This window comes from Pseudoalteromonas sp. PA2MD11, from assembly GCF_017808125.1.
In the GTDB taxonomy this organism is placed as follows: domain Bacteria; phylum Pseudomonadota; class Gammaproteobacteria; order Enterobacterales; family Alteromonadaceae; genus Pseudoalteromonas; species Pseudoalteromonas simplex.
Window position 1 is genome coordinate 12775 of the sequence record NZ_JADKNF010000020.1, and the last position, 26916, is coordinate 39690.

A 26916-nucleotide genomic window follows, 5' to 3' on the forward strand; every position below is an offset into this window, starting at 1 on the left:
AAGAGCCAAGAGCCAAATAAGTTAAGCCCTTTCAACATCAAAGGCGAGTACGTCTTTAATCTTTTGTTTATTCGTTGCCAGCATAATGAGTCGATCAATGCCCAGTGCGACACCCGCACATTGTGGTAAGCCATGCTCTAGTGCAGCTATTAAACGCTCATCCATTGGCACATGCTTTAAGCCATTTGCTTCTCGGTACTGATTATCTTCACTAAAACGAGCTGCTTGCTCTTTGCCATTGGTCAGCTCATTAAAGCCGTTTGCCAGTTCCATATTTTTAAAATATAACTCAAAGCGCCCTGCTACTCGCTCATCGTGCTGACAAATTTGCGCAAGAGCTGCTTGCGAAGCTGGAAAATGATAAACGAAACAAGGCTTTTCTTGGCCAATAGTTGGCTCAACCTTCATACAAAATAACAGCTGCAACAAGGTGTCGCGGTGTGTTTCATTCGCGGCAATATCGGCAAAGCCCTGCTCTGTTGCGAGTTGCTGCAATGTGCTGATATCAGCAGTTAAAGGGTCTACACCTAAGGCGTTTACAAAGGCTTGCTGATAAGTGAGTCGCTCTGCGCTTTCTACGCCGAGCACTAATTGCATAAGCTCATCCATTTCATCCATAAGCGCAAATTCATCAAAACCCGGACGATACCACTCAAGCATTGTAAATTCAGGATTATGATGACTACCCGCCTCTTCATTACGAAAAGCTTTGCATAGCTGGAAAATAGCTCCAGAGCCTGCAGCAAGTAAACGCTTCATGGCAAACTCAGGGGAAGTTTGCAAATAAAGTGGTAAGCCACCAGCATGACCAGGACCAACAAACTCGGTACTAAAAGTCACTAAATGCACATCGGTTACACTGGCAGCACTAAGGCTTGGCGTTTCAACCTCCATAACATCACGGGCATAAAAGAACTCGCGAATACGGCGAATGATGACGGCACGCTCTCGTAAAGTTTCAATATCGGCGCTTGGTTGCCAAAGGACATTAGACATAGTGTTTCCCAAAAAAAATCCCAGCAGAAGCTGGGATTTTATAATAAATTGCTTAACAATGCCTATTACTTAACACGGCTCACGTATTCACCGCTACGTGTATCAACTTTGATCACTTCGCCGATTTGTACGAATAGAGGAACACGAACAACAGCACCTGTGCTTAATGTTGCTGGTTTACCGCCAGTACCCGCTGTATCACCTTTTAGACCTGGATCTGTTTCAGTGATTTCTAATTCAACGAAGTTTGGTGGAGTCACAGCGATTGGGCTACCGTTCCAAAGCGTGATAGTACAAACGTCATTTTCAACTAACCATTTTGCATTGTCGCCAAGCGCTTTTTCGTCAGCAGCGATTTGCTCAAATGTTTCGTTGTTCATGAAGTGCCAGAACTCACCGTCAGTGTATAGATACGCTAAATCTGTATCCATTACGTCTGCACCTTCAACTGATTCACCTGACTTGAATGTTTTTTCTAGTACTTTACCTGTGATAAGTTTACGAATACGAACACGGTTAAACGCCTGGCCTTTACCTGGTTTTACCATTTCATTTTCTAAGATGCTGCAAGGTTCGCCATCTAACATAATTTTTAGGCCGCCCTTGAACTCATTGGTGCTATAATTCGCCATCGTTTCCTCTGTCTAAATAATTTCGAGTAATCTACGTGTCAATGATACAAAGAAATGAAGTAAATTTGCATAAAAACTGGCAAAAAGAATTGGCAAATGTTGTCACTTGTCCTGAACGCTTGCTAGAAATGCTAGGATTATCAAGCAAAGTAGACGAAAAAGACCTCAAAGCACGCAGTCTTTTTCCTGTCCGCGTGCCGCTGCCTTTTATCAAAAAAATGCGTTATGGCGACATAAACGACCCTCTTTTACTGCAAGTGATGCCAAGACACCAAGAGTTTTTAGCAAAAACAGGTTACGACAAAGATCCTCTAAAAGAGCAAGATAACAACCAACCTGGTTTGTTACACAAGTATCGCTCTCGGGTTTTAGTGATGTTTAAAACCGGCTGTGCTGTAAATTGCCGTTATTGTTTTAGACGCCACTTTCCGTATCAAGAAAACCAATTAAACAAACGCAGCTTAATTGACGCACTGGCTTATATTAAAGCCGACAGCAACATCAACGAAGTCATTTTAAGTGGTGGCGATCCATTGATGGCCAAAGACGATGCTGTAAGTTGGTTTATGGATGAGTTAGAGCAGCTTCCGCAAATTAAACGCATGCGTATTCACAGCCGCTTACCTGTGGTGATCCCTGCAAGAATTACCGATGAGCTATGTGCACGCTTTGCTGCATCGCCCTTAAAGGTGGTGTTTATAAACCATATCAATCACGCTAACGAAATTGATGATGACTTTAAAGCGGCCATGCAAAAATTAAAGGCTGTGGGTGTTACGTTATTAAATCAAGCGGTGTTACTAAAAGATGTGAATGATTCTGTCGAGTCACAAGTTGCACTTAGTGAAGCGCTATTCGAAGCAGACATTTTACCTTACTACTTACATCTACTTGATAAAGTTGAAGGTGCCAGCCATTTTGATATAGCTGAAAGTCAGGCACGGGAAATCGTGACGGCTATGCTGGCAGCATTGCCGGGGTTCTTAGTTCCTAAGCTTGTGCGCGAGATCGGCGGCGAAAAAAGTAAAACGCCTATCGATCTAAGGGCGTGTTGACCTTTGTTGATTGAAATTTGTTCACTCTAGGGGCGATTTAATCGCGGCGCGAGATTTGTAACCTAGTGGGCTAAGTAAAAATCGAGTAACAAAGAGTTAATCGCCCCTAGGAAGAACCCGAAGGGCAGCGCGTGTTTGGCATTAATGCTGCGTTATCGCCTATTTATGTGGAACAACCACACTACATAGGCTCTGCCTTGCCTAAATACCAAACACACTGCTGCAAAATCAATCATAAAGGGTCAACACGCCCTATCTAATTTAACAACTAAACGTATACGTTTACGTTGTTACCTAGTGTCGCAGTTACCGACTTAGCAGGTGTTTGTGCAGCACTGGTATTCATTGCTGCGCCTTCGATAAGTGCAAGTGCCGCAGCACCATCAGCCTTTTGCTGTTTTTTAGCAAGTGATGCGCTGTAAACTTCTGCGCTTTCGCCACCGCCACTCATCGCTGGTAAGCTTGATCCTGATATATTCATAGTTCATTACCTGACTTTTTATGACAATCCACGTACTATATCGGCATTGCAGTCTAAAGCTTTAGGAAAAAAATGGATTCAATTATTGAACAACTCAATGCTAACCTAAAAATCGTTTATCGTCAGGCACTTGATGCTGATAAAAAATTAGATGATTTACAGCAGCAAGGCCATGGCAAATTCAAAGCCTTATTTGCAAAAGATGCTGGCTTTGATTTTGAAGCGAAACGCTTTAAACCTTACGTTCTCGATGTTGCAGCTGATGTAGAAAGCTTAAGCAACGACGGTATGGACGAAGAGAAGCTGAAAAAAACCGTTATTAAACTGCAACAGTTATTACAGTTGCTAGCAACCTTCAAATAAACACTTAATCACTACAACGTGCTGATGATTTTTGAGGAGCACTGAGCTCTACTTTGTGCCCTCTTAAATCTCTCTTAACATGGTGCTTTTTAACACTTACAATCCTTATTAACAGCCGTTGCTCGAATATCAAAGGTTCTGGTACACTTTTCCTTTGTTCATCTTATTACTCGCGCAATGACTCATCATTCTCTAACCTTAATCGTATTAGCTGGCGGACTCGGTAGTCGCTTTGGTGGAAACAAACAAATTGCTGATATTCCAGGTCTTAACAGCACTATTATGGAACTAAGTATTCGAGATGCTGTTCAAGTAGGTGTAACTCAAGCTGTTATCATCATAAATGCTAATATTCGAGCCGAATTTGAAGCAAGAATTTTACCCCGTTTGCCTAAATCACTTGAAGTTATCTTAGTTAATCAAGAAATCACTGCAATTCCAGAAAAGTATCTTTCTTTAGCTAAAGAGCGGCAAAAGCCTTGGGGAACAGGCCACGCTCTTTTATGTGCAAAACCCTATGTAAAGAACCCTGCAATTGTAATTACAGCCGATGATTATTATGGGGCCTCTTCGTTTAAAATTATCGCCGAACATTTTAAGCGTAGTAATGATTGGGCTATGGTTGGTTACCCTATAGTTGATACTTTATCGACTCAAGGAGGGGTCAATCGCGGAGTGTGTAGCATCGATGAGCAACAACATTTAATCGATGTTGTTGAATATCTTGATATCAAGCTAGAGCAAGATATTTTGTTAGGTAATAACTCTCTAGGTGAGCGTCAGAGTATTGCTAAGGAAGCTCTTGGTTCAATGAGTTTTTGGGGGATTACAGATGATTTATTCATGGTTCTAGAAAAGGGCTTTGTACAGTTTTTAGAAAATACTGACAACGGTGTCACGAAAGAGTATTATTTACCAAATCAGATACAACTTGCGATTAAAGATTACAATCAAACTGTCGCCGTTTATACCGCACAAGAGCCATGGTACGGCGTAACCTACAAAGCTGAATTGGATGCAATAGCAAGTACATTACGTCAGTTACGCCTCGGGCTTAATGAATAAATCTACACCTCTTCTTACAAAAAGTAATGGAAAATTAATGAAGTCGAATCCTGTTGCAACTTATCTTTCTGAGCATTTTGGCTTAAGTTCAGATCACGTGACACTGAAACCTATTGGCAACGGCCATATAAACACAACGATGCTTCTTAAGTCACAAGATAATGCTGTCGTTGTGCAAAAACTAAATACTGATGTATTTCCTAACCCTGAGCAGCTTGTAGAGAATGCAAGGCTTATCGAAAAGCACCTAAACGACAAACATGTGAAAGGAGAATATAGTCTCGAGATTATTCGTCATGTACCGACAATAAAAAATGATTTTTTGGTGGAATGTGACCAAGGCGTGTGGCGTGCACTCGAATTTATTGGCGGCAGTTACAGTGAGGATGTTGTAGCAAACATCTCTCAAGCACAAACTGCGGCCAATGCATTTGGTCAATTTGCGCTTGCTTTACAAGACTTTCAGGCTGAGCAACTACATCATGTTATCCCAGATTTTCATAATTTAGCAATGCGTTTTGATGCTTTCAGAAAAGCAATCGAAAATGACCCTGTAAATCGTATCGAGCTTTGCCAACCAGATATCGAGTTCTGTTTAAATCAGCAATCGCTAATTGATGAACTACAGAAACTGGAAGGTAAGATCCCATTAAGACCCTGTCATAATGATACAAAAATCAATAACATGCTTTTTTGTAAAGATTCTGATGATGCAAAAGCAGTTATCGATTTAGATACCTGTATGCCTGGCTATTGGTTATTTGATTTTGGTGACATGGTGCGCACTTTCTGTTCACCTGAGCAAGAGGACTCAACTAACCTGAAAAATGTAACAGTTCGCGAAGAAATTTTTGCAGCTATTGTTAAGGGCTATGTAGAACCATTAAAAAATGTAATCACTGATGCAGAAAAAGAGAGCTTTTGGCTTGGCACAAAAGTAATGACATTTATGATTGGCTTGCGCTTTCTTACTGATTTTATTGATGGTGACAATTACTTTGCAACTAAGCATGCACACCATAACCTCGAACGAGCCCGAAACCAGTTCGCACTGTATCGCGATATTCTTGAAAAAGAGAATACCCTAAAAGCTATTTTAGAAATAAATAAGTAACGAGCTTACAATTAAAGTTTGGGGTTAAACTTTCGGAGCGATTTCATGTAAAGCCACAAGGGTGATGGGAGCTACCGACCACTCCTTAACTAATCAGACCGAGCCACTCGAATTGTTATATCGGTGGCTCTTAGCTTAGATATTAGTGAGCTTGTTGCCAGTTGTCACCGCTGTCGGCTTCAACAATCAGAGGCACATCAAGAGTAGCGGCTTCTGACATTAACTTACAAATTTCAGCTTTATAGTCGTCCACAGATTCTTCTTTAATTTCGAACACTAATTCATCGTGCACTTGCATGAGCAGCTTAACTGAACCTGCAGCTTGTGCGTTCACCCATTGATGAACTTTTAGCATCGCTTTTTTGATGATATCTGCAGCAGTCCCTTGCATTGGTGCGTTGATCGCAGCACGCTCAGCGGCTTTACGACGAGCACCGTTACGGGCATTGATTTCAGGTAAATGTAAGCGGCGGCCAAAAATCGTTTCTACATACCCTTTATCAGCTGCTTTTTCACGGGTTGTTTCCATGTACTCAAGTACGCCAGGGAAACGCTCGAAGTATTTATCAATATAATGCTGTGCTTCATGACGTGGTACATCTAATTGACGTGATAAACCAAACGCCGACATGCCATAAATTAAACCGAAGTTAACCGCTTTAGCTTTACGGCGCATATCGCTGGTAACCTCTTCAAGGCTAACCCCGAAGACTTCTGCCGCTGTTGCACTGTGAACATCTAAACCATTCGCAAAGGCAGTTAATAGGCCTTTATCTTGAGATAAATGCGCCATGATACGTAATTCAATTTGGCTGTAATCGGCAGCCACAATTTTATGGCCTGGTGCAGCAATAAAGGCTTCACGAATTCGACGGCCTTCTTCTGAACGAATTGGAATATTCTGCAAGTTAGGATCCGTTGAACTTAAACGACCTGTTGCTGTTACAGCTTGATGGTAAGAGGTATGCACTCGCTTAGTGCGCTCATCAACCATTAGCGGAAGTTTATCTGTGTAGGTTGATTTAAGTTTAGATAAACCACGGTGCTCAATAATCACTTTTGGTAACGGATAATCATGAGCAAGTTCTTGTAACACCTCTTCTGCTGTCGAAGGTGCACCCTTAGGTGTTTTCTTGATAACAGGCAGCTCAAGTTTTTCAAACAAAATAGCTTGCAGTTGCTTAGGTGAGCCTAAGTTAAATTTTTCACCTGCAATATCATAAGCTTCTTGCTCAAGCTCTAACAGGCGTTCACCTAAACGTTGACTATGAGCTGCTAGCATGTTGCTATCAATTGCAACACCAGTACGCTCAATATCAGAAAGCACTGTGACAAGTGGTAACTCAATCTCTTCGAATACCGATTTTAATTGGCTATCAGCATCAATTTTTGGCCATAATACTTGATGAAGACGTAGCGTTATATCAGCATCTTCAGCAGCATAAGGCGCCGCTTTTTCTAGCTCAATTTGGTTAAACGTTAACTGTTTTTTACCTTTACCGGCAATATCTTCAAAGCTGATATTTTTGTGACCAAGGTATTTCAGTGCCAACGAGTCCATATCATGGCGGCTGCCTACACTATTAAATACATACGACTCCAGCATGGTGTCGTATTTAATGCCTTTTAATTCAAAGCCTGCGTTAGCTAACACGCTTTTATCGTACTTAAGGTTTTGCCCCACTTTCGCTTTGTTTTCGTCAGCTAAGATTGGGCCAATTTTTGCCATTACGGTTTCTAAGCTTAATTGCTCAGGCGCATCTGGGTAATCGTGACCAACCGGAAGGTAAGCCGCTTCACCGGCTTTAACCGCAAAGCTCATACCAACCAATTGCGCTTGCATATAATCAAGGCTGGTTGTTTCAGTATCAAAAGCAAACAATTCGGCGTCATTTAACTGCGCCACTAAGGTATCAAGTTGCTCTTCAGTTAAGATTGTTTCGTAGTGTGCATCAGCAACTTTTGGTAGTTCGTTAGCTTCAGTTGGCACATCTAAATGCGTGTCAGCGTCTTTAGGGTTATCAAGTAGCTCAGCTAACCAACGGCGGAACTCACACTCACCATAAAGTGCAATCAATTCGTCACGATTAGGCTCTTGCAGCTTAAAGCTTTCAAGATCTGGCTCAACCTCAACATCACACTTAATTGTTGCTAACTCATAGCTAAGTGGTAAATGATCAAGTGCTGTAGCAAGCTTTTCACCAATCTTGCCTTTTATTTCACCTGCATGATCAATGACACCTTGTAATGATCCATATTTTTGCAGCCACTTCACCGCTGTTTTTGGACCACAGCCATCAACACCTGGGATGTTATCGACTTTGTCACCCATTAGGGCAAGGTAATCAATGATCAATTCAGGACCAACGCCAAACTTCTCAACCACGGTTTCTGGATCTGAAATGCTATCTGTCATGGTATTGATCAGCGTAACATGCTCATTAACAAGCTGCGCCATATCTTTATCGCCAGTCGAGATCAGCACATGACGCTGCTGCTCTGAGGCTATTCGCGCAAACGTACCGATAACATCGTCAGCTTCAACACCTTCAATACTAATCAGTGGAAAACCCATTGCTTTAATAATGTTATGCAGTGGTGCGATCTGTGTGCGTAAATCATCCGGCATTGGCGGACGATTCGCTTTATATTCGCTGTACATATCATTTCTGAAGGTTTTACCCTTGGCATCAAATACCACCACCATGTGCGATGGATCATATTGCTTGATCAAACTCTTAAGCATATTAACTACGCCATAGATTGCGCCTGTCGCTTCACCTTTTGAGTTAGTAAGGTGCGGTGGCGAATGGTATGCACGGAATAAATAAGAAGAACCATCTACAAGAATAAGTGGATTTTCAGGGATCTGAGCCATGGTGAAATTGGATCCTAATTGAATAACATTAAATTGTTTGTAAGCATGCCATAAGGTCATGAAGAAAACGACTGTGAATTATTAACCAATAAAGCCTTATGACAGAGCAAGCTGTGGATAACTTTGTAGATAACAGACACAGTTAATTCTCCCAAAATGAAAAAACATTTAGGAAAATTAGATAAGCTTATGTTTTTATTTAAAAAAGATATTACGGCGTTCTTTTTTTATTATTTTTGTCCGATGTGGAAAACGGTTTTAGTAGCGATAACCTTTTGCTTATTCGATACCGAATTAACATCCCTTTTCATAACCGGAGGAGTATTCTAGCATAATGGATCAAAGATCATAGCGATCCTTTATACTTTTTTTTTCGTTAGTAATTTATAAAAAGGCATAAACAGCTATTCATCATGCTTTGCGAGTTATCAAGCGACGAAAATTTTTTATTTTGTCGCCATGCTCGTATCCTTGTTAAACTTAAGCTAGTCGCATTAAGGAGAGTTCAAAAATGAAAAAAGTTGCTGTAATTTTAGCTGGTTGCGGTGTTTACGACGGCGCAGAAATCAATGAAGCCGTGTTAACCTTATTACATATCGCTAAAGCAGGCGCGAGCTATGAATGCTTCGCACCCGATATCGAACAAATGCACACCGTTAATCACCTAACAGGTGAAGAAATGACACCTAATCGTAATGTGCTAGTTGAAGCTGCACGTATTGCCCGCGGTGAAATTAAAGCGCTCACTGAGCTAAATGTAGATGAGTTCGATGCCTTGATCGTACCAGGTGGCTTTGGGGCCGCGAAAAACCTATCCGACTTTGCAGTAAAAGGTGCGGATGCCCAAGTTCAAGGTGATGTACTGACAACAGCGAAGGCTTTTGTTGATGCCAACAAAGCAGCAGGTTATATATGTATTGCGCCTGCCATGCTGCCGCTTATTTATGGTAAAGGTGTAAAAACAACCATTGGGAGCGATGCAGAGACCGCCGCAGCTATAGAACAACTTGGTGGAGCACACCAAAGCTGTGCTGTGAACGATATCGTTGTTGATCAACAACATAAAGTGGTCACTACCCCAGCCTATATGTTGGCCCAAAGTATTTTAGATGCAGATGCGGGTATCGAAAAATTAGTTAACAAAGTATTAGAGCTTGCTTAAGCATCAAGCTAAGAGCCAGTATTTTATGCTGGCTTTTCTTGCGCTAACGCAAAAAAATGACGGTTTTTCTCAAGAAAAAGCCTTTTAGATCATTTTATAAATTGTGGCTTAGCGTTATAATCGTTCTAATTTCCGTCATATATATCGTGATTGATCACGTTCAAATCGAAGTGAGCAAGGCAAAATGAAAAAACTATCAGCTGCATTATTACTGCTAGCAACAACGGCATATGCACAAGCGTATGACAACTCTTTGACTGAAGATGCTATCAAAAAGCGTCTAGCGCCAATTGGTTCTGTCTATCTAGAAGGTGATAAAGCTGCAGTCGCTGCTGAACCTACAGGCCCTCGTTCTGGTGAACAAGTTTACCAAGCAGCATGCTTTGCTTGTCACGGCACTGGTGCACTAGGCGCACCTAAATCAGCTGATGATTGGGCTCCTCGTATTGCTAAAGGCATGGACACTTTACTTGACCATGCAATTAATGGTTTCAACGCGATGCCTCCTAAAGGTACGTGTATGGACTGTTCTGATGAAGAGATCAGCGCTGCTATCGATTTCATGACTAGCAAGTAACAGTTTCAAATCTAATACTAAGGGCTTATTTTTATAAGCCCTTTTTTTATGCCTTTATCAGGGCGCGAGGCTAGCTCTGTAGCCAAATACTACCATAATAAATTACTAATTTGTTAACAGCTGTTACTTGACGATCTAATAAAAAAGTGGAACTATTAAGGACGATATTTAAACAATAATAAAATGAGTTCTAAATCATTGGAAGATTCAGCAACACACTTTGATAAGCTTGCACGTAAAAATGTTCGCTTAAAATCGCTTTTACAAAAGTATAAGCAATCACATCACTTGCAACATGCTCTTTTACAATTATCAGAGCAAGCGAGTACTGTTGCCGAATTAACCTTGCTTTACCCTGCTATCCACAACATCCTGCAAGACTATATTCCAAGTAAAAACTTCTTCGTGGTTTTGCATAACCCTGTTTACGATAACCTTGAGTTATCTTATTTTGCCGACGAAAAAGATGGCCTCTCTGTGCCATTGAAGTATGAGCAGTACTTTAAAGAAGGCCTGACAGGTTACGTATTTAAGCAAGGTAAAACCAGCTACTTCACCAAACAACAAACAGAGCTAGCGGTTGAACAAGGCTTACTCAAATGCTTTGGCACACCTGCCGAGCATTGGGTTGGCGTTCCTGTATACCGCGATAAGTCAATAATTGGAGTGATGGTCGCGCAAAGCTATGAAAAAGACCTGAGTTATTCTGAGCAACAAATTGAGTTGCTAGAAGTAATGTCACTTTATTTGGCAACGGCCATCGAACGAGTTAAGAAACGTGAACTGCTCGAATCAGAAGTTAAAATTCGTACTCGTGCACTGACACAAAGTAATCAAGCTCTCAATGAAGAAATACAGCAACGTAAAAAAGCGTTAGAGCGTCAACAGATCCTTTTTAAAATATCAGAGCTGGCAACCTTAAGTGAAAATCTTGACGACGTTTATAAACATGTTCACGAAATTATTAAAACCATTACCTATGCAGACAACCTATATATTGCCCTTTATGATGAGCAAACTCACTGGTTAAGTTTTCCGTACTGTGTCGATGAATACAATGACACAGGCAGGCCGAGACCTTTTGCAAAAGGTTTTAGTGAACTTGTTTTAAGCTCCGAAGAATGCCAAGTCATCGATATTGATAAAGCAAATAATCTAATTAAGTTAGGCGTTGTTGAAAGGCCCGTAGACGTCCCGGCTGAACGAACAGCAACTAGCTGGTTAGGTGCACCACTTAAAACATCGCAAGGTGTCATTGGTCTAATAGTTTGCCAAGCGTATAATAATAAACACGAATTCACGCAAGATGACTGTGAGTTAATTACCTTTGTATCGCATCAAATAGCCAACGTCATTCAAACCCATTTAGCAAATCAAGAGTTAAAGCTAAATCATCAAAAGCTGGAAAACAGAGTTGCAGAGAAAACGAAAGAGTTACGCCAAGCAAACCTGCACTTACAGATGCAAATTGAAGAGCGTAAAAAAATAGAACAACAGCTGTACCACGATGCACACCATGACTCATTAACCAGTTTACCTAATCGCAGTTTATTCCTAACACAGTTAGAAAAAACATTGCAGCATTATCAGCGCTATCCAGAGCAGCAGTTTGCAGTGTTATTTATTGACCTTGATAAATTTAAAGACATCAACGATCACCTTGGTCACCAAGCAGGCGATCAATTTTTAATTGGTGTTGCTGAATCTTTCTCGCATTGTATCCGTGAGCATGATTTACTTGCACGTTTAGGTGGTGATGAGTTTGTGGTATTGCTCACTCACTTAACTGAGCAACAGCAAGCTCAAGATGTTGCCAAACGTATCATCGAAATAATGAGAAAACCTTTCTGTATGAAAGGTCAATGCATTCAAAGTGGTGCCAGTATTGGTATTACTTACTCAAAACCAAGCTACAAGCACACCGATGAAATTATACGTGATGCGGATGCTGCCATGTATTACGCCAAAAATGCAGGCCGTAATCGCTTTGAATGTTACCATCCGCTGCTTAATGCCAGTAATGTGCAACATGATGCTGACAATATGCATCACTTAGATGACTTGCCTATGCACTTTAGAAGTGCCGAAATCATTACCTTGGATGAGCAAACTCGCGCAGAGTCTTTACTCGAAGCATTTGGTGAACACCCTGTACTTGGCAGCACCAGCTTTGAAGTACTTAAGAAGTTTGCGACCGATAGAGTACAGCACTTTGAGGTTGAACTTAACTTACTAAAACAAGCATTCAGCTTAGTAAGTGACAGTAAGAAAGAAAAAGTATTGTTCCCTTGCTCTGGCTTAGTCCTTGAACGTATTAATTTTCAAGCACTATGTAAGCTATTAAAAGCCCACGATGCGAATAGAATGTGTCTGTTATTCAACGAACAAGAAATTCGTTACGCATCAGCGGTACAAATTGAAAATTTAAAAAACTTGGTCGCACAAGGATTTTCGATTGGGTTGAATGAATTTGCTAAAGATCGCTGTGAATTAAACTTACTGACTGAGTTTCAATTCGATTACTTGTTATTAAGTTCAACATTTAGCAAGCGCGTGTTACAGCAAGAAAACTATCACTTACAACTGCAAGGTGTACTGGCGATTACTAAGCTGCAAAATATCAAAGTAATCGCGAAAGGACCGTCGATTTTTAACTACCGCACGTTACTCGATAAGCACGGGTTGTCGTTGTTTATTGGTAAACAGCATGCGCTGGCGCCCTTCGAATACGAAACACCAAGCGCACAAATAATTACTTCTTAAGCATCGCTCTTAGATTAGCTACACGGGCTTGGCCTTTTTCCATACGCTCAGCCTGTGAAGACGGTGGCTTTTTCGCTTCAAAGGCTAAGTCATCTTGTGGTAACTCCTGCACAAATCGACTGAGCTCAGTATCTGACGTTTCACCAAATTGACGACGTAACTTAGCATAAGTCATTACCAACTCTTGTTGAGCACGGGTTATACCTACATAAGCAAGACGACGCTCTTCTTCAACGTTATCTTCATCGATACTTACTTGGTGTGGTAGTAACCCCTCTTCCATGCCAACCATGAACACATACGGATACTCCAAACCTTTTGAAGCATGCAGTGTCAGTAATTGTACCGCATCAGATTCGTCTTCCTCTTCGTTACGTTCAAGCATGTCACGTAAAGTCAGTTTACTAACCACCTCAGCAAGGTTCAGCGGCGGGTTGTCTGCGTCCCCTGTTAGCATGTCGGTGATCCAACGATAAAGCTCTGAAACGTTCTTCATGCGCATTTCAGCAGCTTTTGCACTCGGTGATGACTCATAAAGGTATGCTTCGTAGTTAATTTGCCTAACTAACTCTTTCACAGCTTCAAGGGTATCGCCGCGTACCGCATTATCAGAAAGCTCAACCACCCAGCGGGCAAAACCAGCTAAGGCATTAAAACCACGGCCTTTTAATCGGTGAGCAAGTTCAGGTTCAAAACAGGCTGCAAATAAGCTGATATGCTTTTCATTAGCAAGGGTGCCAAGTTTTTCGAGTGTGACTGTACCAATCTCACGGCGTGGCGTATTTACAATACGTAAAAAGGCATTGTCATCATCTTGGTTCACCAATAAGCGTAAATACGCCATGATATCTTTAATCTCTGAACGCGAGAAAAACGACATGCCGCCACTGATCTTATAGGGAATGCGGTTGCTCATAAGTGCTTTTTCAAACACGCGCGCTTGATGGTTACCACGGTATAAAATCGCGTAATCTTTGTAGCTGGTGCGTTTCATGAATTTATGAGAAATGATCTCTGCCACCACTCGCTCTGATTCATGCTCTTCATCACGACAACCAATCACTTTGATTGGCTCACCATAACCAAGTTCACTGAATAGCTTTTTATCAAACTCATGAGGGTTATTGGCGATCAAAATATTCGCCGCTTTTAGAATTCGCCCTGCGCTTCGGTAGTTTTGTTCAAGCTTAATTAAACGTAAGCCCGGAAAATCTTTACTCAATAGTACAAGGTTTTGAGGCTTAGCACCGCGCCATGAGTAAATAGATTGGTCATCATCGCCTACCACTGTAAAACGAGCTCGTTCACCCACCAATAACTTAACCAACTGATACTGGCTGGTATTAGTATCTTGGTACTCATCCACAAGCAAGTAACGAAAACGCTGTTGCCAACGCTCACGCGCAGTAGCATTTTGGCCTAACAATAAAGTAGGGATCATGATCAGATCATCAAAATCAAGGGCATTATAAGCACGTAGTTGATTTTGGTAACGCGCATACAGCTGAGCAAACAAGGCTTTTTGTGGCTCACGGGCTTCGCGAACGGCACGCTCTGGTAGAATCAATTCGTTCTTCCAGTTACCTATTTGCATTTTTAATAGATTGAGTAAGTCTTTGTCTTTTTTTAGTTCTTCTTCGGTCAGCTCGGCTAATAACTGGTTGGTATCTTGATCATCAAACAACGAAAAACCGGGTTTAAACCCTAGCGTCGTTAACTCTTTTTTGATGATCTCAAGCCCAAGAGTATGAAACGTTGAAACCCATAAGCCTTTCGACTCTTGCTTGCCGAGTGTTTGCGTAACACGCTCGCGCATTTCTTTTGCCGCTTTATTGGTAAAAGTTACCGCCGCAATATTGCGCGCTTGATACTCACACTTTTGCACCAAGTAAGCGATTTTATTAGTAATAACACGCGTTTTACCAGAGCCCGCACCGGCTAATACCAGACACGGTCCACTGATATACTTTACCGCTTCATCTTGTTTTGGGTTGAGTTTCATAAGCCCCTAAAGAAATTATCCAAAGACAGGACGGGCAATTTTACCGTAATCACTACACTACGCCTAGCCAATAAGGTAAGATTGTTTTTTTACGTGACTCAAGGGACGAAGATGATCAACCCAGCAAAACTTGAAGAAATCGCTAAGCAAATTACTGACAACATGCCGCAAGGCGTGAAAAACCTTGCCGAAACAGTTGAAGGCAAAACAAAGCAAGCTATTCAAAACAAACTTGCTGAGATGGACTTTGTAAGCCGTGATGAGTTTGATATTCAAAGCCAAGTACTTATTCGTACTCGTGAAAAACTCACTGAGCTTGAAGAGAAAGTTGCATTACTCGAGCAGCAACTTGCTAGCAAACAAGACGAACAATAAAAAAGGAGAGCGAATTAGCTCTCCTTTTTTCTACCTAACTAGTTTAGGTTTTAGCTTTTTTCTGCCACGCGTTCGAATACACGCTTAACGGCGATACCGTAGGTATCACTAGCTTCTTCAGCACAGGTCACAACCGACTCAAGATCATTAAGGTGACCATTCGCTAAGCCATACACCCAACCATGAATTGTTAAATCTTGGCCTTTCGCCCAAGCATCTTGCACAATGTTAGTACGGCACACGTTACGTACTTGTTCGATAACGTTTAGTTCAATTAAGCTATTTAAACGCTCTTGCTCAGGTAATGCATTGAGTTGTTCGATGTGTTTTTCTTTTACATCACCTACATGGCGTAGCCAGTTATCAATTAAGCCAAAACGCGCTTCGTTTAATACTGCTTGAACACCACCACAGCCATAGTGACCAACGACCATGATGTGCTTCACTTTCAGCACTTCAACAGCGTATTGCATTACCGAAAGACAGTTATGGTCAGTATGCACAACGACATTTGCTACGTTACGGTGAACAAATAGCTCACCCGGTAATAAGTCTACAATTTCGTTTGCAGGTACACGCGAGTCAGAACAACCGATCCACAAATACTCTGGATTTTGCTGCATTGATAGAATTTTAAAAAACTCAGGATCATTTTCACTCGTACGCGCTGCCCAACGTCTATTATTTTCGAATAAATTTTTTAACTTTCTCATTGCGCCTCTTTACGGTTTTTAATAATTAGCTTGGATCAAGATATTCCTTGGTGTCAGCTGCTTTTCGCAAAACGTACTAACTGTTACTTGATACCCTTGTTGTTGCAAATATAAAGCACGATCGAGCACGAGCCAAACTTCAATTGCCCTTCTGAACACATGTCGGACGAGTTCAACTCGCTCGGTGACCCTTTTGCGCTTTTTACCTATCTCTAAAAACTTATTGTAACCAATGCCTTCAGGTAAATGTAATGATTTTTTCTCAGCAGCCCATAAACAAAATGAGTTAAAAGAATCAGAGAAGATCGCTTTGTTCACTGACGGTACACTCACATAGTGCATTTCACCGGTCAGTGATTTACGTAACGCATCAAATCCAAGACGCCATTCAACCTCTGTTTTTCTGACCTTATCAACTCGGCTCGGTGCTGTTACTGTTTCTTGTAGTGCCAATTTTAAATCACGATGAGTAAGCGCAAGTTGGCTTTTTTTTGCGGGCTCGCTCATTGCTTGATAAGCGTTATCTGTGAATAAATGATAACAGCACGGTGAAAAACTAATTTGCTGGGTTTTCGCTTTACTTGCTTGCTGCATAAATGTTTGATGCAAACGACCACAGGCATGCAATGCAACTGCATGCTGCTGGCTTTCAAAAAAGCCATCTGTGTCATCGGTTAATACATCAGCTTGTGAAAACTGCATCGCCAATTGCTGTTGCTTAGCACTGTGTTGACCTTGATCGCACAAGTGTTGTTGTAGCTCAATGCTATGGACACGTGGTGCCCCATTAAATGCCAACATACGACCTAAATGCCCTTTACCTGCACACCATTCTAAAACAGGCTGGTTTAATGACTGCTGACTAATGGCCGCGACAAAGTCTTGTAGTTGTTCAAACTTACGGCCCTTAATGCCATTACTTATCCAAAATGGAAATTCATTACGGGCAGCACTTATAGCAGGCAAATTACACAACTCAGCCAACTGGTCGATACCCTCTATTGCCTCAGTAAAATAACGATATAAAGCTTGCTGATCGGCATCAAGTTCACTCACTTGTTGGTCATCAAGCGCCCATAATAAGTTGGCTAATTCAGGCCAAGGAAGATCATCAAAATCAAATGCGGTACATTGCCAGTATTGGCGGGTTGAAAATAGCAGTGCATCTAAAGCTGCAAAGTGCTCGGCAAGTGTCATAACTACTTAGCGACAAGAAATAAAGAGCAGTATAACAGCTTTTATCTTATTTAACGTCGGTTACTGCTGATCAAACGACTGTACAATGGCACACACGCAATACTTAAAATGATGGCGAGGATCAACATCCACGACAGCTCAATAGCTTCAGCTTGCTGCTGATCATACATAAAGCCATCAAAAGCCTGATCAAAATCAGCTTGCTCGATGCCATATAGATCTGCAATTAAACGCCATTTTGCCATCGACATATTGCCTAACTTAATCCCTGGAGGTTGAATATAGCTTGCCAAAACATGTGCTTCATAAGCCAGCTCCTGTACGCTTTTATGTTTAGCATAGTGCTGCTTGGTCACATCGATGCTTTCTTCTAAGTGCAATAAAGCATACCGCCACCCTTTTAGGCTCGCGCGGTAAAAACGCTCTACAACCTCAGGCTTTTTCTCTAAAAACTGCTCAGAGGTATATAAAATATCACCATACACATTCAAGCCGAACTTTTGCGGGCAAATGAGTCGGTAGCCAACCCCTCTAAGAGTCATGCTGTAAGGCTCATTGGTGACATACACTTGCACCGCATCTAAATCACCGGCAAGCCACTCTTTAACGCCGCCTTCATGGCTAGCTGCCATCAAGCTTTCTTGGCTCAATCCAGCACGCTGTAACATGACCAAGAGTTCTGCATTTTCTAGTGAGCTAACTTTGCTGAGTTTCTTTCCAACAAAGTCTCTGGGCTGAAAAATATCGGAGTTATTCTTTACCATCCAGCAGTAAGGCGAAAACTGCAGAATGGCTCCAAGGGCAACAACCGATGCGCCTTGCTGGCGTTTTTGTAATATGCCTGAGTGAGTAATGGCAAAGTCGGCTTGGCCGTTTAACACTTTAGGAAAGGTATCAGGGTCATTTGGGTCGGCAGGTATAATAGCAACATTAAGGCCCGCTTCCTTGTAAAAGCCTTTTTCTGCAGCCATATAATAACCTGCAAATTGAAACTGGTGAGTCCATTTTAATTGTAAGCTAACGTTATCAACGCTCTGTGCGCTCATAGAGAGCATTAGACAGATTAACCCTAGTAGACTTTTCATGCCTTGCACGCATCATCCTTGATTGAGAACCGTGCAATAACTATAGGAAAAATAGACAAAAAAACAAGGCTACTAATTAGCAGCCTTGATTATATTAAGCTACTGATTTGCCGCTTTAACCTCACTTAACTCTTGACCTTGGCTAGTTAAGAACTGGGTGAAACATGGATTGTTCGTTTCATCTTGAACGTTATATCCCAAACGGTTCAAATGCTCATTAAATACCTCATAATCACTCGGTTCAATAGCAAAGGCCGCCAGCACATTACCAATCGCTCCACCATGATTACGATAATGAAATAGAGTGATATTCCAATTACTACCAAGGGTATCTAAGAATCGTGCCAGTGCGCCTGGGTATTCAGGGAACTCAAAGCGCAGTAAACGCTCATGAAGTTGAGCAGGCGCTTTACCACCCACCATGTAACGAATATGCAATTTAGCCAGCTCGTTATCTGATAGATCGCAAAACGTGTAGTCGTTTTCTGTCAGTGCGGCTTTTAATTCATCGAGCTCTTGTTGCCCTTGTCTTAAGGCAATACCAACAAAAATTTGTGCTTCGCCGGGGCCTGCATAACGGTAATTAAACTCGGTGATAGCTCTGCCACCTAATGAGTTACAAAACTGCTTAAAGCTACCCTTCTCTTCTTTAATGGTCACAGCAAGCAGCGCTTCGTTCTTTTCACCAAGAGCCGTTCGCTCAGCAACATAACGTAAGCGGTCAAAGTTTAAGTTTGCACCCGATAAAATCGCAGCTACGTTTAAGCCTTTAACACCATTTTGTTGGCACCACTTTTTAAGGCCCGCTGTTGATAGCGCCCCTGAAGGCTCCGCTATCGCACGGGTTGAAACAAAGATATCTTGCATTGCTGCGCAGATTTCATCGCCCGTTACAGTGACCACTTCATCACAAAACTTTTGCGCTAAACGAAATGTTTCTGTGCCGATAACTTTTACGGCTACACCATCTGCAAAGCTGCCAACACGGTCAAGCTCAACGGGCTTGCCTGCTTCAAGCGCTGCTTTTAGGCAAGCACTCTCATCAGCTTCAACACCAATGACTTTGATATCAGGACGTAACGACTTAATGTACACCGCCATGCCTGCTAGCAAACCACCACCGCCAACAGGAATAAACACAGCATCAAGGTCGTTCAATTGCTGCATTAATTCACGGGCAACAGTACCTTGACCAACAATCACATCGGGATCATCAAACGGTGGCACAAACACCCCGCTACGCTGCTCTGTCAGCTCTAAAGCATGGGCTTTTGCCGCGTCAAAATGATGGCCGTGTAGTACCACTTCACCACCAAGTGAACGTACTGCATTCACTTTAATCTCTGGTGTTGTAACTGGCATCACAATCGTTGCTTTATGCCCTAAAAATGAGGCACTGAGTGCAACGCCTTGCGCATGGTTACCCGCTGAGGCTGTGATCACATCAGACCCTTTTGGCAACTTGCTCAGTTTATGAAAAGCACCACGAAGTTTAAATGAATAAACCGGTTGTTGATCTTCACGCTTTAGCCACACATGGTTGCCTAACCGTGCACTAAGATCAGCCATTTCGCTGACCTCAGTGACTTTTGCAAGCGGCTCCATGTTCGCTTGGATGATAGCGCGAAAATAATCGAGCTCTTGAGAAACCATAATTAACTAAGCTCCTCAAGTTTTGCTAAGTCGCGAACAGCTCCTTTATCTGCACTGGTTGCAAGTAACGCATAGGCTTTCAGTGCAGGTGAAACATAGCGGTCACGATCAAGTGGTTTATAAGCATTTTTCCCGCGCGCTAGTTGCTTTTGTTTACGCGCTTCAAGCTCTTCATCAGACAGCGCTAAGGTGATTTCGCGGGTTGCGATATCAATTACTATTTTATCGCCATTTTCAACATAGGCGATTGCACCACCGCTTGCTGCTTCTGGTGAAACGTGACCAATTGATAAACCCGATGTACCACCGGAGAAACGACCATCGGTGATAAGGGCACACTTTTCACCTAAGCCCATTGATTTTAAGTAACTCGTTGGATAAAGCATTTCTTGCATGCCTGGGCCGCCTTTTGGTCCTTCGTAACGAATTACAACAACGTCACCGGCTTTCACTTCGCCGTTAAGAATACCCTCTACCGAATCATCTTGTGATTCGTATACAACCGCAGGGCCTTCAAAATGCAGCATTTCTTCAACTACGCCGGCACTTTTAACAATACAGCCATCAAGGGCTAAGTTACCTGAAAGTACAGCTAAGCCACCATCTTGACGAAAGGCATTTTCAACACTGCGGATACAGCCGTTTTCACGGTCGTTATCAAGTTCTGGCCAGCGGCACTCTTGGCTCATTGCTTTTGTAGTACGGATACCGGCTGGGCCTGCTTTATAGAATTTTTGCGCCACTTCATTATTCGGATCGGTGGCATCCCATTTAGCCACCATTTCAGCCATACTGTGGCCTGCAACGTGATCAACAGATAAATCAACAAGGCCTGCTTTACCTAACTCACGGATAATTGCCATCATGCCACCAGCGCGGTGCACATCTTCAATGTGATATTTATTGGTTGCGGGTGCCACTTTACAAAGGAAAGGAGTTTTGCGAGAAAGCTCATCGATGTGCGACATATCAAAATCAACACCCGCTTCTTGCGCGGCAGCTAATAAGTGTAAAACCGTATTTGATGAACCACCCATGGCAATATCAACCACCATTGCATTCATAAAGGCTGTGCGATTAGCAATCGCACGAGGTAACACTGCTGCATTATCTTTTTGATAATACTCACGGCATAAATCAACAATGCGCGCACCTGCTTCAACGTAAAGTTGTTTACGGTCTTTGTGCGTAGCAAGTGTGGTACCGTTACCCGGCAGTGCTAAACCAATCGCTTCTAATAAGCAGTTCATTGAGTTGGCAGTAAACATACCCGAACACGAACCACAAGTAGGACACGCAGAGCGCTCGACTTTTTCAGAGTCTTCATCGCTTACTGTGGTATCAGCGCCTTTCACCATGGCATCCACTAAATCAAGTTTAATGTCGATATCAGCAAGGCGTGTTTTACCCGCTTCCATTGGACCACCTGATACGAAAATAACCGGAATATTTAAACGCAGTGCTGCTAGCATCATCCCTGGGGTGATTTTGTCGCAGTTAGAAATACAGATCATGGCATCAGCACAGTGTGCATTAACCATGTATTCCACTGAGTCAGCAATTAAGTCACGCGATGGTAGTGAATACAGCATGCCGCCGTGACCCATTGCGATACCATCGTCGATTGCAATAGTATTGAATTCTTTGGGTACACCACCGGCTTCGGTGATGGTTTCAGCCATCAGCTCACTAAGTTGGTTAAGGTGAACATGACCCGGTACAAACTGAGTATATGAGTTAACAACAGCGATAATTGGCTTACCGAAGTCTTTATCTGTCATCCCTGTTGCACGCCACAAAGCACGCGCCCCTGCACGTTTGCGACCTTCTGTTGTTGTTGCACTTCTTAATTTAGCCATAATTACCTCAGTTGTTGCAGTGGCATGCCACTGACTTCCTCATTCCTAATTTATTTCTCACTAAAGCATTAATCTGATTGCTCTAGCTACCTGTTGATTTTTACTAGATTGCTTGCTGTTGAAATTGGTTTTCAACATTAACGTGTTTAACATCAACCAATTTATTCAATTGTGATGTTAGTAGATAAATTGGCTTATCGCTGTCTACCGTCATAGTGACGTGAAACGCTTCATCAGCCATTTCTAAATTCATGGTTGTTAGGTCAAAGCCGCGATGACGTGCAACGCGTAAAAAGCGCTCTACAGCGACACTTTGATTCTTTAGTGCAATCGTTAGGGTGTGTTTCATTTTACTGTCTCCGTCATCATTTCATCATTAGCTGCACCCGGTGGTACAAGCGGCCATACATTTTCTTTATCATCGATACAGGCATGAAGAATATATGGACCTTCACTATTAACTAACGCATCAACCGCAGCATCGACTTCATCTGCTTTAGTGATGGTTTGACCTGGAATGCCAAACACCGCTGCTAACTGCACAAAATCAGGATTATCTGAAAGGTTTGTTTCAGAATAACGACCTTCAAAAAATAGCTGCTGCCATTGACGTACCATGCCTAAGCGCTGGTTATCTAGGATTAGAATTTTAACTGGCAGATTGTTACGGCGAATTGTTGCCAGTTCTTGAATGTTCATCATGATTGAGCCATCACCCGACACCGTGATCACAAAATCATTTGGGCGCGCAACTTGGGCGCCGATAGCGGCTGGTAAACCAAAGCCCATGGTACCTGCACCACCACTACTTAAATGATTGCTTGGGTGGCTAAACTTCATGTGCTGCGCCACCCACATTTGATGCTGACCCACATCACAGCACACAACACCCGTTGCTGGCATTTTTTGGCTTAGCTGGTTTAATAAATATGGGGCAAACACTTTTTCGCCCGGATAGTCATAACGCCACGCATGCTCTTTCATCATGCTTTCGATGTGCGTTAACCACTCATCTGGTGTAACAAAGCAATCAAGTTGCGGTAATGAGGTTTTTAAATCTGCAACTAAAGACGCTTTTGCAGGCTTACGTTTACCAATTTCTGCGGCATCGATATCAAGGTGTATCACTTTTGCTTTTGCGGCAAACTTGCTTAAATTGCCAGTAACACGGTCGTCAAAACGGGCACCGATACAAACCAAAACATCACACTCTTGCACTGCTAAGTTAGCTGCTTTACCGCCATGCATACCTAGCATACCCAAATCATATTCATAATCAGGTAATACACTGCCTAACGCTTTCAACGTTGATACCGCAGGCATATGTGTTTTTTCTAAAAACTGCATAAGCTCGTTTTGTGCATCAGCAGCTTGTACACCACCACCGATATACGCCACAGGGCGCTGCGCTTCACTTAAGATTTGATTAGCTATTGCAACTTGGTTCGGGTCTAATTTTGGTAAATGATCTTCGGCGCCTAACCAAGGGTGGAATGGCACTTGTGCCATTTGGATGTCTTTCGGGATATCAACTAACACAGGACCTGGGCGGCCGCTTTGCGCTAAGTGGATGGCTTCTTGTAGGATTTCGGCTAAATCTTCTGCTCTTTCAACCATGTAACTATGTTTAGTACATGATAACGACATACCTAGAACGTCCACTTCCTGAAAGGCGTCGGAGCCTATCGCTGCGGTAGGTACTTGCCCTGTGATTGCAAGTAACGGCACTGAATCCATCATCGCATCAGCAAGGGCTGTTATTAAGTTGGTTGCTCCAGGGCCTGATGTTGCAAAACACACACCTAACTTACCTGTGCTGCGGGCAAACCCCACTGCTGCAAAACCCGCTCCTTGTTCATGACGCGTCAAATAATGTTTGACTGGCGCACCGTACAAGGCATCGTAAATAGGCATGATGGCACCGCCTGGGTAACCAAAAACATCCTTAACGCCATGTTTGGCTAATAAATCGATTGTTAACTCTGCGCCTGTCATCGTAAATCCTCATTCCTCAGTGACATTGTGTATTTGCTGCGACTCAAACCTTAAAACAAAAAAGCCCCCCGGACTGTTAAGTGCGGGGGGCTTTTTAAATGCTTCACTTTTCTCTAAGCACTAACTAGCCCCCGCGGTAATAATAATCACCACGACGTTAATTAGAATTAGAGAAAGTTTGTTTGTAAGCATTTATCTGTAACCAAATTCTGTTCATTTGTAGCGGAAATCTAGCCATCCCGCTGTCTTTTTCTATTAGTACCGCGCTGGGGGCGTTAAGTCAACATAAAATTCAATTCAAAAAACAAGCAAAAAAACGACTTTATAGAAATAAATATCTAAACTTTGCCATTAATAAGATTTATTTTTCGCCATTTGCTTAATATTGAAATTTCATACCTCTTTATCTGCCATTCTATGATTGATTAATTTTTGGCAATTAAATGTAATTTTTTCTGCTTAAAGCCGATTTAATTTAACGCCTCTTTAAAAAATTAGTTTAGTATTGAAAATAACCACGTAATGAAAAGGAAAGTTATGAAATTCGTCCAACGTATAAATGCCCTGTTTTTTATGGTGCTACTGCTTGGTTTTAGCCAACATGCACTTGCCGAGCCGGGATTATGGAAAGTAGAAAAGAACGGCGTTGCTTCATATTTATTTGGTACCGTACATGTTGGCGATGACAGCATGAAAGGCTTACCGAGCAAGGTAAAAAAAGCACTCGATAACTCAGATAAAGTCATTGTTGAGGTGGATATCAGCGCTATTTCACCGATGGAAATGCAGCGTCGCTCATTACCATTTATGATGCTGAAAAATGGCAAAACCTTACAATCAGAATTATCACCAGAAAACTATGCAAAACTGCAAAAGTACTTTGCGGATAAATCAATTGATATTGCGATGTTTAAGAACTTAGCACCGTGGGCGGTGATGGTCACCATGATGCAAATGGAGTTCCAAAGCGTTGGTTTTTCAGATCAATACGGCATAGACAAGCAAGTACTTGCTTATGCTCAAGAACATAAAATTTCTGTTGGTGAGCTAGAAACTCTTGAACGACAAATGGAAATGTTTGAGCACTTAGCAATCATGAATGACAAAATGATCGAAGAAACGTTCGACCAACTTGCAGATGTAGACACCTACTTTTTTGGCCTGATCAAGGCTTGGAAATCAGGTGACATGAAAACACTTACACAGTTTTATAACGAAAGCTTTGATGACTCTCAGTACGGTCAGCTAAGCGAGCAAGTGATGTTGATAGACCGTAACAATGACTGGGTTAATCAACTATCTACTCGCATCGGTAAAGAAAAGCTGTTCATTGCAGTGGGCGCTTTGCACTTACCTGAGCAACACGGCTTATTGAAGCAGTTAACAGACAAGGGTTTTACAGTTACCCGTATCTAAATGATTTCAATCGTTTAAAAAGCGCCTTAAGGCGCTTTTTTTGTGAAATCAGCCATCTCTAAATAGTTGTCGATACCGGCTATTTTGTCACTCGCATGGTGATTAACATACACCACGGTGCTGGTACCTGCAGCGCAGATTTTTTCTATCAACAATAACACACGCTGTCTATTCGCTTCATCAAGACCTAAGCAAGGCTCATCAAGAATCAATAAGTTAGGGTGTTTAACCATAGCCCGAGCAATCAATAATAAACGCTGATCACCAAAAGATAACTGGCTAAATGAGCTGCTTTGTTTGTCACTTAACCCTAATAACGCTAACCATTGTTTGGCTATGGTAAGTTGCTTATCAGTGGCTTTTTGGTAAAGACCAATGCTGTCATAAAAGCCCGAAACAACCGTATTGAGTGCGGTGATACTCACTCGATAATCCATATGCAGCGCGTTGGAGATATAACCAATGTGCTGTTTAATTTGCCAAATACTCTCACCGCTTCCGCGTTGGTAGCCAAACACCTTGATATCGTTGTTGTAACACTGCGGGTTATCACCCGTGATAAGGTTCAGCAAACAAGTTTTACCTGAGCCATTTTTACCTGTTAACTGCCAATGTTCGCCTTGGTTAATTTGCCAGTTGAGTTTTTCAAAAATAGCCTCGCCGCCATAACTTACCGATGCGTTGTTTAATCTTACCAGCATAGAGTCTGTGAGCGGAGGCGCTTGATGGTCAATATCTGCCTCAGGTATTTGTAGCTGAGTATGAGTAAGGTGCAATAGCTTAAGTAAATCATCGCGCTGCTCGGCTGTAGGCGTTGCTAATTGCTCTGTGACATGACCCTCTTTAACGTAGGCGTAGTGATCAACAAAGTCAGGGATCTCAGTTAAGCGATTAAGCACAAAAATAAGGGTCGTCGTTTTACTAAGCTCAGCGAGTAACTGATTCAACCCAGCCATTGCCTTGACATCTAAGCCATCAAAAGGCTCATCAAGCACAAGTAAATCTGGCCGGCCTATTATGGCTTTAATCAGCATCAATTTGCGGGTTTCACCGGTCGATAAATCGCGAAATGCCTTGCTAAGTTTGTCACTAAAATCAAATAGGCTTATTAACTGCTGTAGCAAATCACTATCAAGCTGTTGCTCGTCTCGACCTGCAATAATTAACTCATAAACCGTACTCGAAGGCGTCACGCCATCAATAATATCATCTTGATCTTTTGTTAGCTCAGCCGCAAGGAGCTGCTTTTGGCTGTCTGGCGAAACCAATGCTATACGCTCAAAGCTATTCTCATACTGGCCTTTTTCTATTTTCGCAAAACCGGCAATGGCAGCGGCCACAGCCGATTTACCTGCCCCATTCGCACCAAGTAAAACCCATTTCTGCAATGGCGATACATTGATATTGAGCTCATCTAAATAATAAACGTCATTGCCTTGGCCCTTCAGGCTGGCTCTAACATTAACCAACTGCACTTGTTGCACTTTGAATCCTCATTCTAAGTTACCGTTAGCTTGACGTTACCGCATTCGAGA

Annotated in this window: 22 protein-coding genes; 9 read left to right on the forward strand and 13 right to left on the reverse strand. The window is 42.2% G+C overall.

Annotated features, from left to right (window positions below; all coding sequences use genetic code 11):
- Window positions 1-21: 21 nt before the first annotated feature.
- Window positions 22-996, reverse strand: coding sequence for an elongation factor P--(R)-beta-lysine ligase (epmA, locus tag ISP07_RS17990; RefSeq protein ID WP_209328457.1), 975 nt, complete (start codon window positions 994-996; stop codon window positions 22-24).
- A 65-nt stretch (window positions 997-1061) separates the two neighbouring features.
- Window positions 1062-1628 carry an elongation factor P gene (efp, locus tag ISP07_RS17995; RefSeq protein ID WP_054554126.1) on the reverse strand — a complete coding sequence of 189 codons (567 nt, stop codon included), beginning with the start codon at window positions 1626-1628 and terminating at the stop codon, window positions 1062-1064.
- Window positions 1629-1669: 41 nt separating this feature from the next.
- Between efp and epmB the strand changes: the two genes are divergently transcribed.
- The gene (gene epmB / locus ISP07_RS18000) at window positions 1670-2683 is read left to right on the forward strand and encodes an EF-P beta-lysylation protein EpmB (RefSeq protein ID WP_209328458.1); all 1014 of its coding nucleotides are present in this window, start codon (window positions 1670-1672) and stop codon (window positions 2681-2683) included.
- 268 nt (window positions 2684-2951) lie between these two features.
- Here the strand turns inward: epmB and ISP07_RS18005 are convergent, their stop codons facing one another.
- On the reverse strand, window positions 2952-3164 hold the full coding sequence (locus ISP07_RS18005) for a hypothetical protein (protein ID WP_054554124.1): 213 nt from the start codon (window positions 3162-3164) through the stop codon (window positions 2952-2954).
- A 72-nt stretch (window positions 3165-3236) separates the two neighbouring features.
- Between ISP07_RS18005 and ISP07_RS18010 the strand changes: the two genes are divergently transcribed.
- The 3 genes from ISP07_RS18010 (at window position 3237) to ISP07_RS18020 (ending at window position 5706) form a co-directional block, all read left to right on the forward strand.
- A complete protein-coding gene (locus tag ISP07_RS18010) occupies window positions 3237-3527 on the forward strand; it encodes a hypothetical protein (protein ID WP_054554123.1) in 291 nt (96 codons plus the stop codon).
- Window positions 3528-3704: 177 nt separating this feature from the next.
- Window positions 3705-4592: an NTP transferase domain-containing protein gene (locus ISP07_RS18015; protein ID WP_209328459.1), complete on the forward strand. Its 888-nt coding sequence runs from the start codon at window positions 3705-3707 to the stop codon at window positions 4590-4592.
- A 37-nt stretch (window positions 4593-4629) separates the two neighbouring features.
- Complete coding sequence (locus ISP07_RS18020) at window positions 4630-5706, forward strand: phosphotransferase enzyme family protein (protein WP_054554121.1); 1077 nt, start codon at window positions 4630-4632, stop codon at window positions 5704-5706.
- Window positions 5707-5848: 142 nt separating this feature from the next.
- Here the strand turns inward: ISP07_RS18020 and polA are convergent, their stop codons facing one another.
- On the reverse strand, window positions 5849-8584 hold the full coding sequence (gene polA / locus ISP07_RS18025) for a DNA polymerase I (protein ID WP_209328460.1): 2736 nt from the start codon (window positions 8582-8584) through the stop codon (window positions 5849-5851).
- Between the two features lie 511 nt (window positions 8585-9095).
- Between polA and elbB the strand changes: the two genes are divergently transcribed.
- The 3 genes from elbB (at window position 9096) to ISP07_RS18040 (ending at window position 13086) form a co-directional block, all read left to right on the forward strand.
- Window positions 9096-9746 carry an isoprenoid biosynthesis glyoxalase ElbB gene (gene elbB, locus ISP07_RS18030; RefSeq protein ID WP_054554119.1) on the forward strand — a complete coding sequence of 217 codons (651 nt, stop codon included), beginning with the start codon at window positions 9096-9098 and terminating at the stop codon, window positions 9744-9746.
- Window positions 9747-9930: 184 nt separating this feature from the next.
- A complete protein-coding gene (locus ISP07_RS18035; RefSeq protein WP_054554118.1) occupies window positions 9931-10323 on the forward strand; it encodes a c-type cytochrome in 393 nt (130 codons plus the stop codon).
- A 183-nt stretch (window positions 10324-10506) separates the two neighbouring features.
- Window positions 10507-13086, forward strand: coding sequence for a diguanylate cyclase domain-containing protein (locus ISP07_RS18040; protein WP_209328461.1), 2580 nt, complete (start codon window positions 10507-10509; stop codon window positions 13084-13086).
- Here ISP07_RS18040 and rep read toward each other — a convergent pair.
- Entirely contained in the window at window positions 13076-15088 is a 2013-nt protein-coding gene (gene rep / locus ISP07_RS18045; protein WP_054554116.1) for a DNA helicase Rep, read from the reverse strand. The genes ISP07_RS18040 and rep overlap by 11 nt on opposite strands.
- 111 nt (window positions 15089-15199) lie before the next feature.
- Here rep and ubiK point away from each other — a divergent pair, with 111 nt between their 5' ends.
- Entirely contained in the window at window positions 15200-15463 is a 264-nt protein-coding gene (ubiK, locus tag ISP07_RS18050; protein ID WP_054561163.1) for a ubiquinone biosynthesis accessory factor UbiK, read from the forward strand.
- A gap of 50 nt (window positions 15464-15513) precedes the next feature.
- Here ubiK and can read toward each other — a convergent pair whose 3' ends face one another.
- The 7 genes from can to ilvG form a co-directional block, all read right to left on the reverse strand.
- Window positions 15514-16176 carry a carbonate dehydratase gene (gene can / locus ISP07_RS18055; protein ID WP_054554114.1) on the reverse strand — a complete coding sequence of 221 codons (663 nt, stop codon included), beginning with the start codon at window positions 16174-16176 and terminating at the stop codon, window positions 15514-15516.
- An 18-nt stretch (window positions 16177-16194) separates the two neighbouring features.
- Complete coding sequence (locus tag ISP07_RS18060) at window positions 16195-17373, reverse strand: methyltransferase (protein ID WP_209328462.1); 1179 nt, start codon at window positions 17371-17373, stop codon at window positions 16195-16197.
- Window positions 17374-17423: 50 nt separating this feature from the next.
- Window positions 17424-18419, reverse strand: coding sequence for an ABC transporter substrate-binding protein (locus ISP07_RS18065; protein WP_228290675.1), 996 nt, complete (start codon window positions 18417-18419; stop codon window positions 17424-17426).
- Window positions 18420-18557: 138 nt separating this feature from the next.
- Complete coding sequence (gene ilvA, locus ISP07_RS18070) at window positions 18558-20111, reverse strand: threonine ammonia-lyase, biosynthetic (protein WP_209328463.1); 1554 nt, start codon at window positions 20109-20111, stop codon at window positions 18558-18560.
- Between the two features lie 2 nt (window positions 20112-20113).
- Window positions 20114-21970, reverse strand: a complete 1857-nt coding sequence (ilvD, locus tag ISP07_RS18075) for a dihydroxy-acid dehydratase (protein WP_209328464.1) — start codon at window positions 21968-21970, stop codon at window positions 20114-20116.
- A 103-nt stretch (window positions 21971-22073) separates the two neighbouring features.
- Window positions 22074-22319, reverse strand: a complete 246-nt coding sequence (gene ilvM / locus ISP07_RS18080; RefSeq protein WP_054554110.1) for an acetolactate synthase 2 small subunit — start codon at window positions 22317-22319, stop codon at window positions 22074-22076.
- Entirely contained in the window at window positions 22316-23965 is a 1650-nt protein-coding gene (gene ilvG / locus ISP07_RS18085) for an acetolactate synthase 2 catalytic subunit (RefSeq protein WP_209328465.1), read from the reverse strand. Before ilvG ends, ilvM begins: the two co-directional genes overlap by 4 nt.
- Before the next feature lie 537 nt (window positions 23966-24502).
- Between ilvG and ISP07_RS18090 the strand changes: the two genes are divergently transcribed.
- On the forward strand, window positions 24503-25381 hold the full coding sequence (locus ISP07_RS18090; RefSeq protein WP_138619838.1) for a TraB/GumN family protein: 879 nt from the start codon (window positions 24503-24505) through the stop codon (window positions 25379-25381).
- Window positions 25382-25407: 26 nt separating this feature from the next.
- Here the strand turns inward: ISP07_RS18090 and modF are convergent, their stop codons facing one another.
- Entirely contained in the window at window positions 25408-26865 is a 1458-nt protein-coding gene (gene modF / locus ISP07_RS18095) for a molybdate ABC transporter ATP-binding protein ModF (protein ID WP_209328466.1), read from the reverse strand.
- Window positions 26866-26916 lie beyond the last annotated feature (51 nt).

Coding starts and splice junctions, on each gene's coding strand:
- ilvA (WP_209328463.1), bottom strand. CDS start 20,111: ATGGTTTCTCAAGAGCTCGATTATTTTCGCGCTATCATCCAAGCGAAC.
- ISP07_RS18040 (WP_209328461.1), top strand. CDS start 10,507: ATGAGTTCTAAATCATTGGAAGATTCAGCAACACACTTTGATAAGCTT.
- epmA (WP_209328457.1), bottom strand. CDS start 996: ATGTCTAATGTCCTTTGGCAACCAAGCGCCGATATTGAAACTTTACGA.
- ilvD (WP_209328464.1), bottom strand. CDS start 21,970: ATGGCTAAATTAAGAAGTGCAACAACAACAGAAGGTCGCAAACGTGCA.
- rep (WP_054554116.1), bottom strand. CDS start 15,088: ATGAAACTCAACCCAAAACAAGATGAAGCGGTAAAGTATATCAGTGGA.
- can (WP_054554114.1), bottom strand. CDS start 16,176: ATGAGAAAGTTAAAAAATTTATTCGAAAATAATAGACGTTGGGCAGCG.
- ISP07_RS18020 (WP_054554121.1), top strand. CDS start 4,630: ATGAAGTCGAATCCTGTTGCAACTTATCTTTCTGAGCATTTTGGCTTA.
- efp (WP_054554126.1), bottom strand. CDS start 1,628: ATGGCGAATTATAGCACCAATGAGTTCAAGGGCGGCCTAAAAATTATG.
- ISP07_RS18065 (WP_228290675.1), bottom strand. CDS start 18,419: ATGAGCGCACAGAGCGTTGATAACGTTAGCTTACAATTAAAATGGACT.
- elbB (WP_054554119.1), top strand. CDS start 9,096: ATGAAAAAAGTTGCTGTAATTTTAGCTGGTTGCGGTGTTTACGACGGC.
- ilvM (WP_054554110.1), bottom strand. CDS start 22,319: ATGAAACACACCCTAACGATTGCACTAAAGAATCAAAGTGTCGCTGTA.
- ISP07_RS18090 (WP_138619838.1), top strand. CDS start 24,503: ATGAAATTCGTCCAACGTATAAATGCCCTGTTTTTTATGGTGCTACTG.
- ubiK (WP_054561163.1), top strand. CDS start 15,200: ATGATCAACCCAGCAAAACTTGAAGAAATCGCTAAGCAAATTACTGAC.
- epmB (WP_209328458.1), top strand. CDS start 1,670: ATGATACAAAGAAATGAAGTAAATTTGCATAAAAACTGGCAAAAAGAA.
- ilvG (WP_209328465.1), bottom strand. CDS start 23,965: ATGACAGGCGCAGAGTTAACAATCGATTTATTAGCCAAACATGGCGTT.
- ISP07_RS18005 (WP_054554124.1), bottom strand. CDS start 3,164: ATGAATATATCAGGATCAAGCTTACCAGCGATGAGTGGCGGTGGCGAA.
- ISP07_RS18015 (WP_209328459.1), top strand. CDS start 3,705: ATGACTCATCATTCTCTAACCTTAATCGTATTAGCTGGCGGACTCGGT.
- polA (WP_209328460.1), bottom strand. CDS start 8,584: ATGGCTCAGATCCCTGAAAATCCACTTATTCTTGTAGATGGTTCTTCT.
- ISP07_RS18035 (WP_054554118.1), top strand. CDS start 9,931: ATGAAAAAACTATCAGCTGCATTATTACTGCTAGCAACAACGGCATAT.
- ISP07_RS18060 (WP_209328462.1), bottom strand. CDS start 17,373: ATGACACTTGCCGAGCACTTTGCAGCTTTAGATGCACTGCTATTTTCA.
- ISP07_RS18010 (WP_054554123.1), top strand. CDS start 3,237: ATGGATTCAATTATTGAACAACTCAATGCTAACCTAAAAATCGTTTAT.